The sequence below is a fragment of the Streptococcus sp. KR genome (assembly GCF_002238115.1).
Lineage (GTDB): Bacteria > Bacillota > Bacilli > Lactobacillales > Streptococcaceae > Streptococcus.
The window spans coordinates 1-17,487 of record NZ_NGVM01000023.1 but is presented as its reverse complement, the minus strand read 5'-3'; the positions used below and the strand labels follow the sequence as shown (position 1 = coordinate 17,487).

Genomic DNA, 17,487 nt, shown 5'->3' with positions numbered 1-17,487 from the left:
ATGATTAGTTCCATCAGTGCTGGAATTGTGACATTTTTACTAACTTTAGTAGGAATTCCGGCCTTTATCCAATTTTATAGAAAGGCGCAAATTACAGGCCAGCAGATGCATGAGGATGTCAAACAGCACCAGGCAAAAGCTGGGACTCCTACAATGGGGGGACTTGTTTTCCTCATTGCTGCAGTTGTGGTGAGTTTCCTCGTCGCTCTTTTTTCAAAACAATTGACCAATAATGTTGGTATGGTTTTGTTTATTTTGGTCTTGTATGGTTTGGTTGGTTTTTTAGATGACTTCCTCAAGGTCTTCCGTAAAATCAATGAGGGCCTTAATCCCAAACAGAAATTGGCTCTTCAGCTGCTAGGTGGCGTCATTTTCTACCTTTTTTATGAGCGTGGGGGCGATATGCTCTCTGTCTTTGGCTACCAAGTGCATTTAGGGATTTTCTATATTATCTTCGCTCTTTTCTGGCTAGTCGGTTTTTCAAACGCAGTCAACTTGACAGATGGTATTGACGGTCTAGCTAGTATTTCCGTTGTGATTAGCTTGTCTGCCTATGGAGTTATTGCCTATGTGCAAGGTCAGATGGATATCCTTCTAGTGATTCTTGCCATGATTGGTGGTTTGCTTGGTTTCTTCGTCTTTAACCATAAGCCTGCTAAAGTCTTTATGGGGGATGTGGGAAGTTTGGCCTTAGGTGGAATGCTGGCAGCTATCTCTATGGCCCTCCACCAAGAATGGACTCTCTTGATTATCGGAATTGTTTATGTCTTTGAAACAACTTCGGTTATGATGCAAGTCAGTTATTTCAAACTGACAGGTGGTAAACGTATTTTTCGTATGACGCCTGTGCATCATCATTTTGAGCTTGGAGGATTGTCTGGTAAGGGAAGTCCTTGGAGCGAGTGGAAGGTCGACTTCTTCTTTTGGGGAGTGGGGCTATTAGCAAGTCTCTTGACCCTAGCAATTTTATACCTACTGTAAAAAAATAATTTAGTGTTTCGATTGTATGACACGAAAACGGACGATGGTAACGTATACAGATAGTCTAGTAGATAATATAAAGGAATAAAAATTTCTAAAATAATGATATAAGATACTTATTCAAGGTATAATACGAGTTAAGTAATAGAATGTGTCTAATGTCCGATTTTTTTAGAAAATCTAAAAAATGATTGAGTAACATTATTATCATCAGGGTATATTTAGTTGGAATCTTGCAACAGAAATTCAAGAAAGTGAAGAGTTCATTGTACTAAATTTCAAAAAATTTAAAACTGAAATATTTAATATCATGATAGACTAAAAGAGAGAATCAGTGTGATTCTCTCTTTTTTTATTATGTGACGATTAGTCCGTCTCGCTCCTCTAGGTGCGAGACAAAAAACCACCCGCTATGCGGGTGGTCATGATTATATTTTTATAAAGAAATTATTTTTTCTCCTTTGTTAACCAGTAGGTAATTCCAGCTGATGTAATTCCAGAAACAACAACAGCAACAATTACCCATAATCTGTTGTTTTCTACAGAAATAGGCGTAGCATAAGTTTCTTTTTTGGTTTCTATAGGATTTGATAAGAAACTCATAACATTTTGGTTAGTGGTTCCTCCATCACGGATATTTTTCATAACAGTTTTGAAGGAATCTGCATAATTTCTATTTCCTTGAATAACATTTGCTTCAGTAGTAATCAATTCGTTTGTTGTTGAAACAGTGCGGTCGATATTATCTTTAATCGTTTTAACTTGGCTATTAAATTGAGTGAATTGATCCTTCATTGTTCCAACAGCTTCATGATTCTTGTTAGTTATTTTTGAACTATCAGAAGTGATAGTAACTAGTGATTCAATAGATTTATACAGTTGCTCAGGTGTATAAATTTTAACCTTTAATTGATTGTTGTTTGATTCAGAAGTTGAATTTGTAGTTTCAAGTTGTTTTTCTTTTGTTCCTTTCCATACCTTATATTCTTCTGATAAAGATTTAATTGATGCATTATACCAATTTGTTAAATCTGTGATTTCCACTTTGAAATAATCATTTGGTAAATCTGCTTCATTCAATTTTGGTATTTCACTTGTTATTTTTCTTAACGAATTTGAAGTCCCTTGAATTTCGTCGAGTAATTCAAGACCAGATTGTTTAAATTGTGTGATTTGTTTATTTGAAAGTTGCGATTCAATATCTTCACGATTGATATTACCATACATATTATAAACTGAATCAGGTGATAAAGCAGAAAAGTTTATAGAGCTACTGTTTGGATTTCCATAGATTGCTTTAATCATTCCTGCAGCTTGATTAATTTTACTTAATTTATCAAAAATATGTGTTAAATCCTTTTTAACAAGTACATCTGATTCCTCTTTATCACTACGATAGATGGTCTGTTTTATAGGGATTATTGTGTCTCCGATGTGTATCTCAAAAGATATATCATTTTTTCCATAATGTGGCTCAAAAGTATAGGAAATGGTCAAGTTATAGGTCTTATCATCAGCAATAACCTGTTCACCATTTACTAATTTAGCATCTCCGGTAACTGAAATTTTAGCCTTAGGTGATATGTATTTTGTTTCAGTTGATGTTTTTGTTTCGGCTGATGCTTTTGTTTCGGCTGATGTTTTTGTTTCGGCTGATGTTTTTGTTTCGGCTGATGTTTTTGTTTCAGTTGATGCATTAGAGATTTCAGGTTTTGATTCTACATTTAAAGAGGAAGCATCACTTGGGGTAGTTGAAATAGGGGAAGAAATCTCTGTTGTAGCAGTTTCTTGCCCTGCTTGAGGAAGTTTAACTGTGATAGGGATTTCTTCGGTAATTTTGTCTAATTTATCATTTTCTGTTGTTAAAAATTCAAAACTAGGCAAGCCGGTTATAGGTGTAAATTTTTTATCAAATTGAGAATAGTTCTCAATTAAAGTTAGTTTTGAAGTATATTCATTAACTTGATCAGGGGTTAAGACTTTTAATTTCTGTAACTTAGCAAATAATTCTTTGTAGTCAGACATTTGGATACTAGTTTCTGATAGTGTTGAACGAATCATATCTTGATAAGTGTCAGGTAAAGAATTTTTTACTTGTAGGCTATTGTTTATTTGTGCTGCAAGCGTTGCTTTGGATTCAGAAGTTAAATCCGATTTAGTATCCACTCCTTCTTTTCCAAAGTAAAATAACTCTACTTTTTTCTTCTCTTTTTCTAATTCAGTTTGGAGCTTCTCTAATTCGGTCTTTTTACCATTTGTTTTATCTCGATAATCAGAAATAATTTTATGGTAATTAGAAATCAAATCTTCAAATTTACTAATTTCTGATTTTTGAGTATCATTATTATTTCCAAATTGAGATAATGATTTTGATGCAGAATCATTTATCTTTTCTACAAATTTAGCAGTTTCTTCATATTGATCTTTTAAAATCGTATTTGTTGTAGAGACATTTTGTTTTGAATTTTCTATTTCTCTATCAAAATTACCTTTAACCTCTTGAAGTTTTGTTTATAAGTCATTACCCGTACTATTTAAAAGTTTTATAACTGATTCGGAGAAATTTTTTTGAAGTTCTTCGAAGGAAGAGTTGTTTTTTTCTAAACCAGAAACTAAATCCATAGTACTAGTAATAGATTGGCTAGCTTGATTGGATGGTGTATAGATATACTGAGAAATTTTAGAGTGTGTTCCTGATTGCTCATTGACAATGTTTTCAACATTTCTTTTCGCATCGTCTAAGTTGTTAATGACACTCGAAAAGTACATTTTGATAACGTTTTGATTGATTGTATTCAGATGTTCTCCGACACGTAACTCTACATTTTTAGATTTGACAGGATCTAGATTCGATTTTGTTTTATATGCTATCTTTGCTCGGTCTGGGTTAAAGCTTTCCAGCTGAGCTATTTTCTCTGAAAATTGTTGTTCTATGTATACAATGACGTCAACAGAACCATTCTCAAATCGATTTTCAGCGACATTGCGAGTCATAACTGTCCATTGGTTTGAGCTATCTTTGGATAATAATGTTGTAAAATCATTCCCTAAATTATACGTGTTCCCATTTAAAGATCCACCAGTGTCTTCATTTACTAAAGCAATATTTAATTTACGGTCATTTACTTTATTAGTTATTGAAACTTCTTGATTTTTTAAGTAAACAAAAGCAGCACCAGAACCGACCAATAATGTTACAAAAATGCTACCACCTATGATTATTTTTTTCATACATAAACCCTTTCATTTATAGTTTATTATATCACTAATGTGAATCTGAAACAAGGGGGCGATTTGAACTATTAAGTTTTAAATTTTCTGGGGTAATAATGGAATATAGTGTAATAAAATGATAGACAAATAATAAAATATATGATAAAATAATAAAAATAAAAATTAAAGGAGAATACTAATGTCAGTAATTAGTTTAACCCCAGAACAGTTACAATCTCAGGCGGCAATTTATCTTAGTGCTAAAGAACAAATTGAACAGGCAGTACAAACTGTTAATCGAACAAATGGCGAAATGGCATCACAATGGAAAGGTCAAGCATTTAATGCTTACCTTGAGCAATACAACCAGTTGTATACACATGTTCAAAAATTTGAGGAGCTTCTAGTGAGCATCAACCAACAATTGAACAACTATGCTCAAACAGTAGCTGAACGTGACCAACAAGATGCACAAAGCTTTGGTTTGTAGTTAATTTTGAGGAGCGTCAGGGGAACTTGACGCTTATTTTTATTTTATGATGAAGAACATTAAAAAGTACCTATTAATTCTTTGTATAGTATTTCCTGTGTTAGTCTATGCAGACGATGGTAGCTTAAAACTTGATACAGATATCATTACAAATAGTACACAGGAAACGGTCAAAAATAGGATAGAATCCAAATATGCTCCAAATTTATTTTTAAATCGTACCCAAAAGGTTGTGGACCAGAAAACTCAAACAACCAAAGAACTTATACAGGGAGCAGAGCAGACTATATTTACTGATGGTGAAAATCACTCTATTTATCGTTTAGAAACTACTGTTGTCCAAACATCATTGTTTAATCAATACACTATAGAGGAGAAATCCTCTTTTAAACAAAGGAATTATTCAATTTTTAAGGATTGGATGGGAAATGTATTTACCAGTTTTTTCTTACTGTTTATGGTTTTGTTGGGAGTCTATTTAGGAAGGAAATGGCATGGATTACGAAAAAATAAAGTTAACTCTAGACTATAGAGCAAAACAAATAGATATTCTAGTTTCAAAATCTCTAACTTGGTTAAGATTAGAAGAATTACTAAAAGATACCAAAGTTAGAGAACAGTTGAATTTACCTCTAAATAGTTCGTTTTGTTTCAAGCTTAGAAACAAACAAATCCATATCGAACCAATGGATATCTTGGCTGTTTATCCAGTTAGCGATGGAGATTATATAGAGATTGAGGATGTATCATAGGAGGAAAAAATGTTTGAAGCAGATCGACTAGAATTTGTGAGAGAAGACAATCAAATATCAGTTCAAATTTCTTCATCAGGTTATCGTAGAGAACAACTTGAATTGATTCAAGAATATTGTCCAGTAGAAATAGTACAGAAAGACGGAGTTCTTTCTTTGCAGTATAAGATTCCTGAGTATTTTAAAACTGTTAAAGAAGAAATTTTAGAAAGAACTACGGAACTTGAACGTTTTAGTTTGGCACAAAGTATGTCTGTATTAGTTCGTTCTGAAAATGATTATAAAATTCCGTACATTCATCCTGAAAATATCATTATTTTTGGAAGTAATGTACAAATGTTACACTATGGAATTGAAAAATTACTTGCACCTCAACAGTATAGTTCTGAATTTTATCTAGAATCTTATAAAGCTTTAATGATTTCTATTTTACTACCTAAGATAGATTTTGAACTAGCCATCCATGGGATTGATGCAATAAAGGAAAAGGTGGCACAAGATATTATTCCCTTAGAGAGTGTAGCTGATGTCAATAATTATATTGCAGAAAAGTATGCCAAACTATCAGAAGAGAGTTCAAAAGCAAATTTGTTGGTTAACAAGAAAAAATGGAAGACTTTGTTAATAGGGGGAGCTTTACTTGCTACAACCACACTTGTCTTAAGCTTTGCAACTTACAAATCTATGTTTAAAGATGGGCCACTAAAATCATCAGTCATTATGGCACAATCAAATTTCATGCGAAAAGATTACTCTGAAACAGTTGAATCATTAAAAAATTATGGTACAGAATCATTGCCCAAGGAGGCCAAGTATATCTTAGCAGCAAGTTATGTCCGTTTAGATAGTTTGAGTGATAAGCAAAAGGAAGTTATTTTAAATACGATTACAGAATCAACAGATGATACAATTTTTTCTTATTGGATTTATCTTGGACGTGGAAAATTTGAAAAAGCTCTAGATGTGGCACAAAATATCGGGGACACGCAATTGATTTTACATGCTTATACAAACCTATACGAGTCAGTTAAGGCAGACATCAATATGAATGGTTCTGAAAAACAAAAGAAACTTGAAGAATATGAAAAGAAAATAAAGGAACTTTCTGCTGAGATTGGAGAAGCTACTACAAATAGTAGTGATACAAAAGCATCTACTGAAACAACAACTCCTAAAGACAACCGAACAAAAGAAAAGGGTGAACGATAAATGAAGGCAAAAAAGCTAGAATATGATCATCAGCTGGGAGACCAATTAGGAGAGCTTCATAAACCTCTTTATACCTTGTTGATTGAACAAGATAATCTAGAGAAAATAGATTTGTTTGAAGGACAAAAGGTGAAGGTCGGTACTAACGAGTATACAGTAGAAGGTAGAATAGTCTATCGAAATGGTAAGACTTTAGAAAGAGGAAAATCTACTTTTGATAAAGAAATTGTAACCTTGTTGGTTCCTGAGGAAGATATTTTTATCAGTTATATTTTCCCACCACAGCGATTTATTTGTAGCAAGAAAGAATCAGCTGATATTAGTTGGAAAATTTCGAACCAACTTATTTTTTCAAATAATCAAGTACAGGTGACACTTGGGGAATCTCCGATTTATTTAAATGACCGTCTAGTCAAAGAGGGAGGACTTTATCCGTTTGAATTAGGGAACCGAATGAAGGTTTCTAATTATTTTATAGAAAAAAGAAAGAATCAGTGGAAGATTGGATGTCTCTTCGAAGAACCGCAATTAAATAGGAATCAAATTCTGATACAAGAAAAAAATAATGAGTATCCGATGGATTTTCCAGAATATAGAAGGAGTCCCAGAGTTAACCCTATTATCCATAGCGGGAAAATCATTATCAATCAACCTCCTCAACCGATTAGACTCCCAAAAAACTCGCTCATCAGAGCAATTGTTCCAGCTTTAGGAATGTTTACTTTAACTGCATTGAGTTCAATTTGGACAAAAGGTAATCCTGTAATGATGCTAGGGATGGGGGGCTTTAGTCTCCTGACAGCAGCGACAACTATGAGTCAGTATTTTGAAGAGAAAAAGGATACCAAGGAACAAGAAAAAAATCGAATTCAAGATTATGAGGCATATTTATTAAACCAAGTATCTGACTTAGAAAAATACTACAAAGAAGAAACTAGTATTTTACATTATAATCAACCGTCAATCTCAACCATTACTGAACTGATTGCAAAGTATGATTCAAGAATTTATGAGAGAATGGACTATAATGAAGATTTCTTACAGGTGTCTTTGGGTTTAGGAGATAGGTTAAGCCAGCTAGAGCTGCAAACAAATTTTGATGAGCAAAGTAAAGATGAAATATCGCAGTTTGCTCGCACAGTCTTGCAAGACTACAGTTTGCAAAAGAAGGTTCCAATTACTGTTAATATTTTTGAAGCGACAGTTGGTCTTGTTGGAAATAGTGAAGTAACTAGGACAGCTGTATATAACATGCTTTTACAGATGGCAATGTTTCACAGCTACTTAGATGTTAATTTTATCAATCTTGTTCAAGAACAGAGATATGAGAAAGATTGGTCTGAGTGGCGATTTCTTCCTCATTTCAATATGCAGGAACGAAATATTCGTGGTTTTGTCCATGATGCCAGAAGTCGTGATGCCGTTCTAAATTCGCTTTACCGTATCATTCAAAAACGTTCTCAAATCAAACGTGAAATGGGGGAAAAAGATGCGCGCTTTAAACCCCATTATGTCTTAACGATTATGGATGACTCCCATTTACTTGGCCATAGTTTGAATGAGTATCTAGCCAAAGATTTGACAGAGTTGGGTGTAACAGTCATTTGGGTGAAAGAGGCACGTCGTCTTTTGCCAGAAACTATCACAACTCTAATTGAATATAAGAATCAAAATTTAGGTCAAATCATTAATGATGAAGGTGCCTATAGTGCTCAAACCTTTATTCCCCACCCGCTGTTGGATTGCTATGAAGATTCTATTCGTACTTTAGCAAATCTAAAACACATGGAAGTAGAGAAGAACACGATTCCTAAATCCGTTACCTTTTTGGAACTCTACCAAGTCAGAGAAGTTGAAGAGTTACAGGTTGCGACTAGATGGTCCAAAGCGGATACTTTTAAAACGTTAGCTGTGCCATTGGGATTGCGTGGGAAGGATGACCAGGTGGAACTCAACTTACATGAACGTGCACATGGGCCACATGGTCTTGTAGCAGGAACTACTGGTTCAGGTAAATCTGAGATTCTTCAGTCTTATATATTATCCATGGCTGTAAACTTTAGTCCAGAGGATGTTGGATTTCTTACGATTGACTTCAAAGGTGGAGGGATGGCGAATCTTTTCAAAGATTTACCACATATGCTTGGGTCTATTACTAACTTAGATGGAGCTGCTAGTGCGCGTGCCCTAGCTTCTATCAAAGCAGAGTTACAAAAACGACAACGTCTCTTTAATCAATTTGGTGTTAATCATATCAATGGATATACTAAATTATATAAGGAAGGCCAAAAAGCTACTGACAAATCAGGTTATCCAGAAAAACCATTACCTCATCTGTTCCTTATTAGTGATGAGTTTGCTGAATTAAAAGAACATGAACCAGAATTTATGACAGAGCTGGTTTCGACAGCCCGTATCGGACGTTCGCTTGGAGTCCATCTAATTCTTGCTACACAAAAGCCATCAGGGGTCGTTAATGATCAAATATGGTCAAACTCTCGTTTCAAACTAGCTTTGAAAGTGTCAGATGAGTCTGATTCAAATGAAATAATCAAAACACCAGATGCGGCGAGCATTACTGAACCAGGACGTGCTTACCTACAAGTAGGAAATAACGAAATCTATGAATTGTTCCAGTCTGCATGGAGTGGTGCACAGTATGCCCCACAAACAGAGGGAGTTCAAGAAGTTGTTGATGAAAGAATTTGGTTGATAAATGACCTAGGACAATATGAATTGTTGTCTGATGACCTATCTAAGGATGAAAATTATATTGCTGATCAGACGGAAGAAATCACGGAACTCTCAGCGGTTGTAAACTATATAGCAAGAGTGAGTAAGACTGTTCCTTTCAATCTGCCAGATAAACCGTGGTTAGAACCTTTAGAGACAGCCATCATATCCCCTCAAACAGATATTCACTGGACCGATGAAAAAGTATTGGCCGTTCCCTTTGCTCGAATGGATATTCCGACAGAACAACGTCAGAAGGATTATCATTTTGATTTGGAAAAAATGGGGCATACAGTTTTCTATGGTTCGCCTGGTTTTGGGAAATCCCTAGCTCTTCAAACTCTAGTGCTAAATCTCGCTCGCTTGAATACTCCAGAGCAAGTACAAATCAATCTATTTGACTTCGGAACCAATGGACTCTTGCCACTAAAAGATTTACCTCATGTAGTTGATTTAACAAGGTTTGATGAAGAAGAAAAACTGGTTAAGTTTTTAAAACGTATTGACCAAGAGTTGAAGATTCGTAAGGAGAAGTTTGCCATCTATAATGTAGCAAGTCTTTCTCAATACGAACAAAAATCAGGTGAGAAACTCCCTGCTATTCTTACTATTTTTGACGGGTTTGATACTATAAAAGACACAGCGCTAGAAGAAGCTATTGAAAGTATGATTAACCGCCTCCTACGTGAGGGAGCGAGTCTTGGATGCTATGTGATTTTGACAGCACTCCGCTCAAATAGCCTTAAAATCAGTATGTCAAGCAATATTACCTCGCGCTTGGCCTTTTACCTAGTTGATGAAGGAGCTTCTAAGGAAATTATAGGACGTGATGCTTTAATTCAGCAAGAAATTTTTGGCCGTGCCCAGTTGAAAGAAGATATTCCGTATGCCATTCAGGTTTATCTCCCTATAAGTGGAGAAGGCGATATTGAGCGTCTATATAACTTGGAGGAAGAAGTTAAGCTGATTGCAAGAAGCTGGACAGGAGTTTGCCCAGAACCAATTCCAATGTTGCCAAATGAAGTGACGCTTGATGAGTTTAAACAATCAGCTACAGTTCAAGAGATGATGCAACAAGGTCAAATCCCAATAGGATTTGATAAAGAAACGACTAAGGTAGTAAGCTTTAATCCTAAAGAACATGGCTATTTTGTCATTATGGATGACACACCACAGCAAACAGAACTACTGGAATCAGTTTTATTAATGGCATTTGAAAATTTGAATGGGCAAGCTCAACGTATTCTTTTTGATATTGACGGACGTCTTGCAAATCCAGATAGTTTTGATTCAATCATCTTGTTAAATAACTTTAGTACGGCATTAACAGATCTTGTCAGTGAAATTGAACGAAGACTACAAGGTGGTGATAATCAAATGATGTTTGTTTACATGCCAGACATTCATACCGTAAATGAAAAAATGTTACTTTCTGCAAATGTGTTAGAAACGATTATCAAAAATGCCTCTAAAGCTGGAGTTTACTTTATTTTCCATGGCTATCAGAAAAATATTGAAAGTAAATTTGATGAGTTTAGTAAGCGATTGCGTGCAAATATGCCTGCAGGTATATTTGGTACTAGATTTATGGATCAAGGAATGATTAAAGGTAAATCAGATTACAAAGAAACTCTTTTAGAAGTCGATGAAACTCACTTCTTTGTTGGAAGAGAAGTTTGCAGAATAAAATTACCAAGATAATCTCAGCAACCCTTCACACTTGAACTTGCTAAGAGCCATTCCCCAAAAGTTAGCTATAGGAGTTTTCACTTTTGGGGAATGATTCAAAGGGTGTAAGTTTAATCTTAAGAATATCTATACGGGGTGTTGATTCTACGCAAAATATGTTAAAATGAATTATATATTATAAAAAGGAGAAGGGAAATGGGGTCGTATTATAAACAAATTGCGGCTAGATTTCGTCGACAAGCTGCTGAAGCTCGAATAGAAAAAAGTTTAGTTGATGGGAAAATATCTAGATTAAGAAAAGCTAGCAGTGCTTTAGCAAGTGAGATACAGTCTATCGATAATCGTGCAAGATCTTTAGGTCAGATTCTTCCTTTAGATTCCTCTAGTTTTAAGGGGAGTCGTCAGCAAGATTTTGAAGGTCATTTTTATAATTTAGGAACCGATATAACTAATTTTCGAGATGGCCACAACAATAATAAAACGACTATAGAGGACAAGATACGAAGTCTGGAAACTCAATCAAGTGAACTACAGTCTGCAATAGCATCTTATTATCATCAGGCTCGTATCTATGAATATATGGAGGATTAGGGAGAAAATGGTAGATACAGGTGTAAATCAATCCAGTTGGAACACTATTACAAGAGGTGTTTCTACTTCAACTACAGGAATCGGTAAACTAAGTGATATGGGGTTTAGTCACACAGATCTTACCCCTTTTACCACTTTTAATGACGTTTTGGAGCACTTTAACAAGTCTATTGTTACTTTAAAAAAATTCACCAGATCAGACGCGCTAAAAATGGAACAAGCAGGTCAGAATAAGCTAGATGATGACGCGCATGGAGCAGGAGTTATTGCATCAGGAGGTCTTCGACCATGAAGGAAGAACAAATGATTTTATTCGACCGAGCTTTGTCTAGATGTAACCTATCTGAAAAGGAGCAGGAAGTATTGACAGCGGTAGCGATGACCTTATCAGGACATCCGGATGTTTTTCGGGCGTGTTATATAGCTTTTATGAATGACGAACCAAGTTATCATTATCATCCAATGATAGGGGCGCCGTTGGAATTTTTCTATGAAAAAGAGCTCGTGCGGATTCGGCGTCTTCAAGAAGAAGTCACCTTACCTCGTTCGCTTTTTATCCAGTATGCTTCCTATGTGGATCTCTGCTTAAGTCGTATCTATCCTTTGGGTAGTGTTGTCGAACTTGATCGTGAGCTTCTTCCTAAGGACTTGGTTGAGTCATTTGAAAGCGAACAGATGGACTTTTTTGTAGTCATTTCAGGTCGCCGAGTTGATTTGGATAATGGTCATTATATGGACTACATCGGTCATGGCTATCCATTTGGATTACGCTTTGACACTTCACCCTTGTTTTTAAGTAATCTCTTTATTAAGAGAGTGGTATCAGAAGGGTATTCGGATACGGTGGATGAACACTACTGCCAAGAAGCTCTGCGTAAGGACTATCTAGACGCAGGACTGATTTCCAGTGTTTATGCAGAGGAGGAAGTAAATGAAGATTGATGTATCCGAAGTTCGAGTTCAAAAAGAGTTGTTAGTTATTTCGGTAAATAGTATCAAGGAACAGCTGTCTGTTTCGAGAAGTCGTCTATCAGAGGTCGTTTCAACTGATAGCCTCAAAGGGGCAGTGAAGGATGCCATTAACCAGAAAGTGACCAACTATCAGATACCACTGGTTGATAACTATGTCAATGCCCTAGATAGCATTGTCAGTCGCTATGATGAACTTGTGAAGCTCTTTCAAGACATGGTGTCAGAGACTGACAACAGTGCGATTATTAAGACAGAATACCTAGAACGCATCAAGCAACGGATGAAAGATCCGATCGAGGGATTAAAGAGCAGTTCCAGTAAGACGAAAAATATCTATGCAGGGATAAGTGATATCCTAACGTTGACGAATCCAAGCTTGGATAGTGTGAATACAAGTTATAATCAAGCAGTCAAGAGTTTAGATGATACCATAAAGAACATGGAGGCTTTTAATCAACTTGTTGGAGATAGTAGCTTTACAGATTTGATAAATGTTCAAAATAAGCAATTAAAGTTTCTCGCCCTTCGTTCAAGCACTCCATATACCGAATATGCGGCAATAAGTTATTATCGTAGTACAGGTTTTAAAAACGATGTTGCAGAATATACTAAGGCTGTGCATAGTGGAGGAAAGAAAGTAGAGTTACAGAATGATTTAGCCAAACGATTAGCTGAGTCTAAGTATAGCGGAGAAAAAGTTAAGACCCTTCCACCTGGAGTTGTGGTTGATGATGATTTTTCTGATTTAGATATGGGATTTGAAGCTTATGCTGGGAAAACTACTGCAGGTGATAAGAATTTAGGCGGTGAAGTTTCGGTACTTAAGGCAGATGTTTCTGCTGGTGTAATCAAGTCACCACTGTCTGCCAAAGAAAGTAAAAAAGGTGACTCAGAAAATAAAAAACTTTCTCAAAAATATGGCGCTGGAGTTAAAGCTAAAGCTAAAATTACCGGCGCTGAGGCGGAAGGGCATGCTCGCTGGGGAGATGATAGAAACGATATCCATGGAAAACTTTCTGGATCTTCATTTACAGCTTCGGCAGATGCAAGCGCCCAAATTGGTTTTTTTACTAATAAGAAAGGTGAACTGGAGAGAGGATACCAATTAGAGGCGGGAGCTGATGCTTATATTGTAGAAGGAGAAGCCAAAGCTGGATTTAAAATATTTGGTCTTACGATTGATGTAAGTGCTTCTGCTGGAGTGGGTGTTTCTGCTAGGGCAAAAGTGGGAGTAACAACTGAAAAAGCAGAGGCAAAAATGAAACTAGGACCATTTGGATTGGGCTTATCAATAGGGTGGTAAAACATGGAAATACAATTACAATTGCGTGGAAACTCAGAAGGATTTATCCTTCAGTCAAAATTACCTGATGATGAACATTGGACTGAAAGAATTGAAATCGTTCAAGAAGAGGAAGGTTACCGTCTCTATGCAAAAGATGTAGAAATTCTTGTCTTGAAAAAATCAGAATTCATTTCTAAGAGGAAAAGAATAGTCGCAAGAGGGTTAAATAAGGATTTGATTTATTATGAAGAAAAAAGATTTGAACATTTATGGGAACAAGCATATTGGCATGGAGTTTTTCAATTCAATTTAAATAACTATGAAATGACGTGTGTAGGTTCAGGTAGTAAAGGAGATATTTTACCTGTTACAAAAGATGGCATTCCGATTGCCGTTTATGCTGCAAGTAACATTGCAATTGCTGGAAAGAGAAACTTTTCTCTCTATACTGAAAATATTGACGAAATTGACAATTTACTGATGTTTTACGTAATTGATTATATTAGGGGGTATGACTTTTTAGATATTGATTCTTTATCTGCAAGATATCGTTTCTTTTATCGATTCGATAAACGCTCAGCTATAACGAAGGAACATTTAGATATGCTTCCAGAGAAGAGAAGACCTTCTAAGTTAGAGGCGTTTATCATCTATTTTTTATCAGCCTTCCTTGTTGTGGGTGTAAGCTTGGTATCATTACGCCCTTTATTCGCATTTTTAGTAGGATTACTAATACATTATATTTATACTATCATAAAGAATTGGAGAAATAGAGATGAATAAAAATTGGTTGCCACTCGGAACAACTGTTTTATTAAAGAATGGGACTCAACCTATTATGATTGTCGGGCGCTATCAACAGAATAGTGAAGGGAAAGTTTTTGATTATTCTGGGGTCCTAAACCCTCAAGGCTTTGAAGATTCCCAGTCAATGTATTTGTTTGATGCCGAGAAAATTGAGCAGGTATTATTTAAAGCTCACGTAACAGAGTTTGAGAAAGAGTTTATCACAAGATTAGAAGAGTTCATTTCTAGCGATAAATAGGTCTGAGTTTTATTAACAGCTTGTGAAAACTTTCGTTACTAAAAAAATGAATAATGAAGGAGTAGTCGGAAGTGTTTTGATAAACTGAAAAGGACGGCAAGCAAGGTTATTTTGACTTTGGAGCTGTCACTCTTCCACTAGGGCTTATTAATCAAAACATTATCTTTTTTAACAAAGAGGATATAGATGAAGTTCTATTCTTTGGTTACATCGATCGTCGTTTTCAAGACTTTTTGAATCGTTATGATGAAGAAGTCTCAAAAATCACCTATGACCACTTTAGTGTAGATGATTTTAAAAAATGACATACAAATCCTAGAATTTCATTCTAGGATTTTCTATATGGTGAGAAAATGTTATAATGAAGATTAGGTAGATATGCAAAATAGTGAAATTGCTACCCTATCAGGTTATGCTCCTCTTCCATATGGGAACACCGCATCGAGAAATTATTATAATCGAACTTGGTTTAAAAACTCGGTTTCAGAGATTCACACAGCTATCCATAGTAATTCCAAAGCTGTGAAGTACCAAAATGCTCTCGCAAAACAGCTTGCTGAGTCTAAGTATAGTGGGAAGGTGGACTTAAACAATCAAAACTATTCTGATGTAATTTCAAATGATTTAAAAAATAATTTCGCCAGTGAGTCAATCATGAATGGTATTGATGTGTTTGGAGATAAGGGCTGGGTTAAATTATTGGAAAAAACTCCAACTGTTTTAGGAGGAGTACTTAGTACCTTATATCAACTAAGTGATTCACTCGGAAACTTTATTAACCTAGGTACTAATGGGTTAATTTCGCCCAATGTACTTGATGGTATTAGTAATTCCTCTTCAGGAGTCATTAGAAGTTTGAGTGAAGGCATTGAAACTTTTGCCAAGTCTGGTCCTGAAATAGGTAGGGCGATGTCATTTATCGGTCCTGCAATTGATTTCACTACACAAGTTTCAGCTGGTGAGAATGTTCCGAATGCTGTTATTAAGAGTGGGGCTCATGCAGCAATATCGACTGGAGCTATGACCATTGGTATGAATACAGGAGCAGCAATTGGAGCTACTATTGGTAGTGTTATACCTATTGCAGGAACTGCTGTAGGTGGTATTGTTGGAGCTGCTACAGGGTTTATAGTAGGAGTGGGTTTATCAATTGCAGGCAATGCTGTATTTGATATGATTTATGATAATACTGTTGGAAAGGAAGTCACAAAAATAACAAATAATGTAGTAAAAACAGGTAAGGAAATCATAGATGGTGTTGGTAATGCAGTATCTGACTTTTTCAGTGGTATTGGAACTGTATTTCAGTGATAGGAGATTCTCGTGGACAAAAATCAAATTATAAAGTTAAAGGACGTTGAATTTGTAGGAATTGGTAATTTTGAAGGGGAAACAGTTTTTTTTGATAAGAAAACAGACAAGATGTTCTTAGGTCATTCTAAAACAAAGTTTAAAGCGTCTCCTGTCGCTTTTTCGACAGGAGCAGCACTTATTCTTTATGTTCTTGTAAGAGAAGTAACAAAGGCTCAGGTATTCAGTGGTTTTTGGCCCTTGATTTTTGGTTTTTTTCTAATGATCATTGTCTCAAAACTCCTCTACAGACCAGCTTTGAATGAAGAATTAATTATTAGTCCTTTTGTGCTTTCAAACGTTGATATGATAACTTTTCTTAAAAACGAGAAGAAAAATATAGTTAAGAGCCATCTAATTATATTATTGGCATTTCTTCTTCCAGTGATTTTTTCAATAATTTATTTATGGCTATCGAGTGCTATATTTTTATTTTTAGCCATTTTATTTTTTATATTCCCCCTATTGTTATTAAACACGAAACCAATACAAAGATTTAAAGTGGTTCATATGTTAGACAAAAAATATTCCACTAAGGAAAAGGATTCATGAAAAAATATTTAAAAAATATGGTTCCGATAGGAACAATTGATAAAAATCCAGTTTATTTTGATAATGAAGATTCTAGTTTATATATAGTAAGAAAAAAGACTTCTTTTTTGGAAACTGCTGGCAGTAGCTTGATCATGATAATTTATGTCATAATCGGAAAAGTCAATTCCAAATACTATTCAACCATTCTGGGAAGATATCAATTTCTAATGATTGGCATCCTGATTTCCTTTATAATAGCCTTTGTTGTTTGTTATGTTACGTACCATCGTGAGAGGCAAGTTGAAAAACTTCAATTAGAGGAAAAAGCAATGAGGGACTTCGTGTTAAGAGAGCGAAAGAATATCTTTTTGACCTATTTATCTCTTATTATATTACCACTAATTATAATATTTTTTTCACACCTCTTTATCACATATGGCAATCTTCCGTGGGGAGTTGTTTCAATTTTATGTATGACTATATATTTTATGTTCTTTTATAATAAGATATTCCAAAGAGGAAAAATCATAAATGAACTGTATAAAACTTATAAATGAGAAAGATAATTATGAAAAGTAACACTAAAAATTTCATTGTCCTAGGTATATATCAGGAAAAATCTGTCTATTATAACAATGAGAAT

The 17,487-nt window shown here is 35.1% G+C and carries 17 protein-coding genes and 1 pseudogene; 16 read left to right on the top strand and 2 right to left on the bottom strand.

Annotation, left to right across the window (positions count from 1 at the left end; all coding sequences use genetic code 11):
• A complete protein-coding gene (gene mraY / locus CBI42_RS09595) occupies positions 1 to 981 on the top strand; it encodes a phospho-N-acetylmuramoyl-pentapeptide-transferase (protein WP_061590473.1) in 981 nt (326 codons plus the stop codon).
• 447 nt (positions 982 to 1,428) lie between these two features.
• Here the strand turns inward: mraY and CBI42_RS09590 are convergent, their stop codons facing one another.
• Positions 1,429 to 3,285: a hypothetical protein gene (locus CBI42_RS09590; RefSeq protein ID WP_256963709.1), complete on the bottom strand. Its 1,857-nt coding sequence runs from the start codon at positions 3,283 to 3,285 to the stop codon at positions 1,429 to 1,431.
• A gap of 207 nt (positions 3,286 to 3,492) precedes the next feature.
• Positions 3,493 to 4,212 carry a type VII secretion protein EsaA gene (gene esaA / locus CBI42_RS13310; protein WP_256963708.1) on the bottom strand — a complete coding sequence of 240 codons (720 nt, stop codon included), beginning with the start codon at positions 4,210 to 4,212 and terminating at the stop codon, positions 3,493 to 3,495.
• Positions 4,213 to 4,393: 181 nt separating this feature from the next.
• On the opposite strand from esaA, the gene CBI42_RS09585 reads away from it, so the two are divergent.
• The 15 genes and pseudogenes from CBI42_RS09585 to CBI42_RS09510 all read left to right on the top strand — a co-directional run bounded on the left by CBI42_RS09585 (position 4,394) and on the right by CBI42_RS09510 (position 17,401).
• Positions 4,394 to 4,684 (top strand): WXG100 family type VII secretion target, encoded by a 291-nt coding sequence (locus CBI42_RS09585; RefSeq protein WP_049492928.1) that lies wholly within the window; start codon positions 4,394 to 4,396, stop codon positions 4,682 to 4,684.
• Between the two features lie 97 nt (positions 4,685 to 4,781).
• Positions 4,782 to 5,216, top strand: coding sequence for a type VII secretion protein EssA (locus CBI42_RS09580; protein ID WP_239665278.1), 435 nt, complete (start codon positions 4,782 to 4,784; stop codon positions 5,214 to 5,216).
• The gene (locus tag CBI42_RS09575; protein WP_061590471.1) at positions 5,179 to 5,436 is read left to right on the top strand and encodes a hypothetical protein; all 258 of its coding nucleotides are present in this window, start codon (positions 5,179 to 5,181) and stop codon (positions 5,434 to 5,436) included. The genes CBI42_RS09580 and CBI42_RS09575 overlap by 38 nt, the downstream gene beginning before the upstream one ends.
• A gap of 9 nt (positions 5,437 to 5,445) precedes the next feature.
• The gene (gene essB, locus CBI42_RS09570; protein WP_094753865.1) at positions 5,446 to 6,645 is read left to right on the top strand and encodes a type VII secretion protein EssB; all 1,200 of its coding nucleotides are present in this window, start codon (positions 5,446 to 5,448) and stop codon (positions 6,643 to 6,645) included.
• Entirely contained in the window at positions 6,646 to 11,079 is a 4,434-nt protein-coding gene (essC, locus tag CBI42_RS09565) for a type VII secretion protein EssC (protein WP_094753864.1), read from the top strand.
• Positions 11,080 to 11,262: 183 nt separating this feature from the next.
• On the top strand, positions 11,263 to 11,658 hold the full coding sequence (locus CBI42_RS09560) for a YwqH-like family protein (protein ID WP_070480241.1): 396 nt from the start codon (positions 11,263 to 11,265) through the stop codon (positions 11,656 to 11,658).
• A 7-nt stretch (positions 11,659 to 11,665) separates the two neighbouring features.
• Positions 11,666 to 11,950: a variable surface protein mvspG gene (locus CBI42_RS09555; protein ID WP_070480243.1), complete on the top strand. Its 285-nt coding sequence runs from the start codon at positions 11,666 to 11,668 to the stop codon at positions 11,948 to 11,950.
• The gene (locus tag CBI42_RS09550) at positions 11,947 to 12,600 is read left to right on the top strand and encodes a DUF4176 domain-containing protein (protein WP_094753863.1); all 654 of its coding nucleotides are present in this window, start codon (positions 11,947 to 11,949) and stop codon (positions 12,598 to 12,600) included. The genes CBI42_RS09555 and CBI42_RS09550 overlap by 4 nt, the downstream gene beginning before the upstream one ends.
• A complete protein-coding gene (locus CBI42_RS13305; protein WP_256963702.1) occupies positions 12,590 to 13,933 on the top strand; it encodes an LXG domain-containing protein in 1,344 nt (447 codons plus the stop codon). Before CBI42_RS09550 ends, CBI42_RS13305 begins: the two co-directional genes overlap by 11 nt.
• A 3-nt stretch (positions 13,934 to 13,936) precedes the next feature.
• Positions 13,937 to 14,698 carry a hypothetical protein gene (locus CBI42_RS09535; RefSeq protein WP_094753862.1) on the top strand — a complete coding sequence of 254 codons (762 nt, stop codon included), beginning with the start codon at positions 13,937 to 13,939 and terminating at the stop codon, positions 14,696 to 14,698.
• Entirely contained in the window at positions 14,691 to 14,960 is a 270-nt protein-coding gene (locus tag CBI42_RS09530; protein ID WP_061421768.1) for a DUF4176 domain-containing protein, read from the top strand. The genes CBI42_RS09535 and CBI42_RS09530 overlap by 8 nt, the downstream gene beginning before the upstream one ends.
• A 101-nt stretch (positions 14,961 to 15,061) precedes the next feature.
• Positions 15,062 to 15,265, top strand: a pseudogene (locus CBI42_RS09525) (DUF4176 domain-containing protein); the annotation flags it as partial.
• A 73-nt stretch (positions 15,266 to 15,338) separates the two neighbouring features.
• Positions 15,339 to 16,271 carry a hypothetical protein gene (locus CBI42_RS12820; protein ID WP_179211391.1) on the top strand — a complete coding sequence of 311 codons (933 nt, stop codon included), beginning with the start codon at positions 15,339 to 15,341 and terminating at the stop codon, positions 16,269 to 16,271.
• Positions 16,272 to 16,283: 12 nt separating this feature from the next.
• On the top strand, positions 16,284 to 16,862 hold the full coding sequence (locus CBI42_RS09515) for a hypothetical protein (protein WP_094753861.1): 579 nt from the start codon (positions 16,284 to 16,286) through the stop codon (positions 16,860 to 16,862).
• Positions 16,859 to 17,401 carry a hypothetical protein gene (locus CBI42_RS09510; RefSeq protein WP_094753860.1) on the top strand — a complete coding sequence of 181 codons (543 nt, stop codon included), beginning with the start codon at positions 16,859 to 16,861 and terminating at the stop codon, positions 17,399 to 17,401. The genes CBI42_RS09515 and CBI42_RS09510 overlap by 4 nt, the downstream gene beginning before the upstream one ends.
• Positions 17,402 to 17,487: the final 86 nt, after the last annotated feature.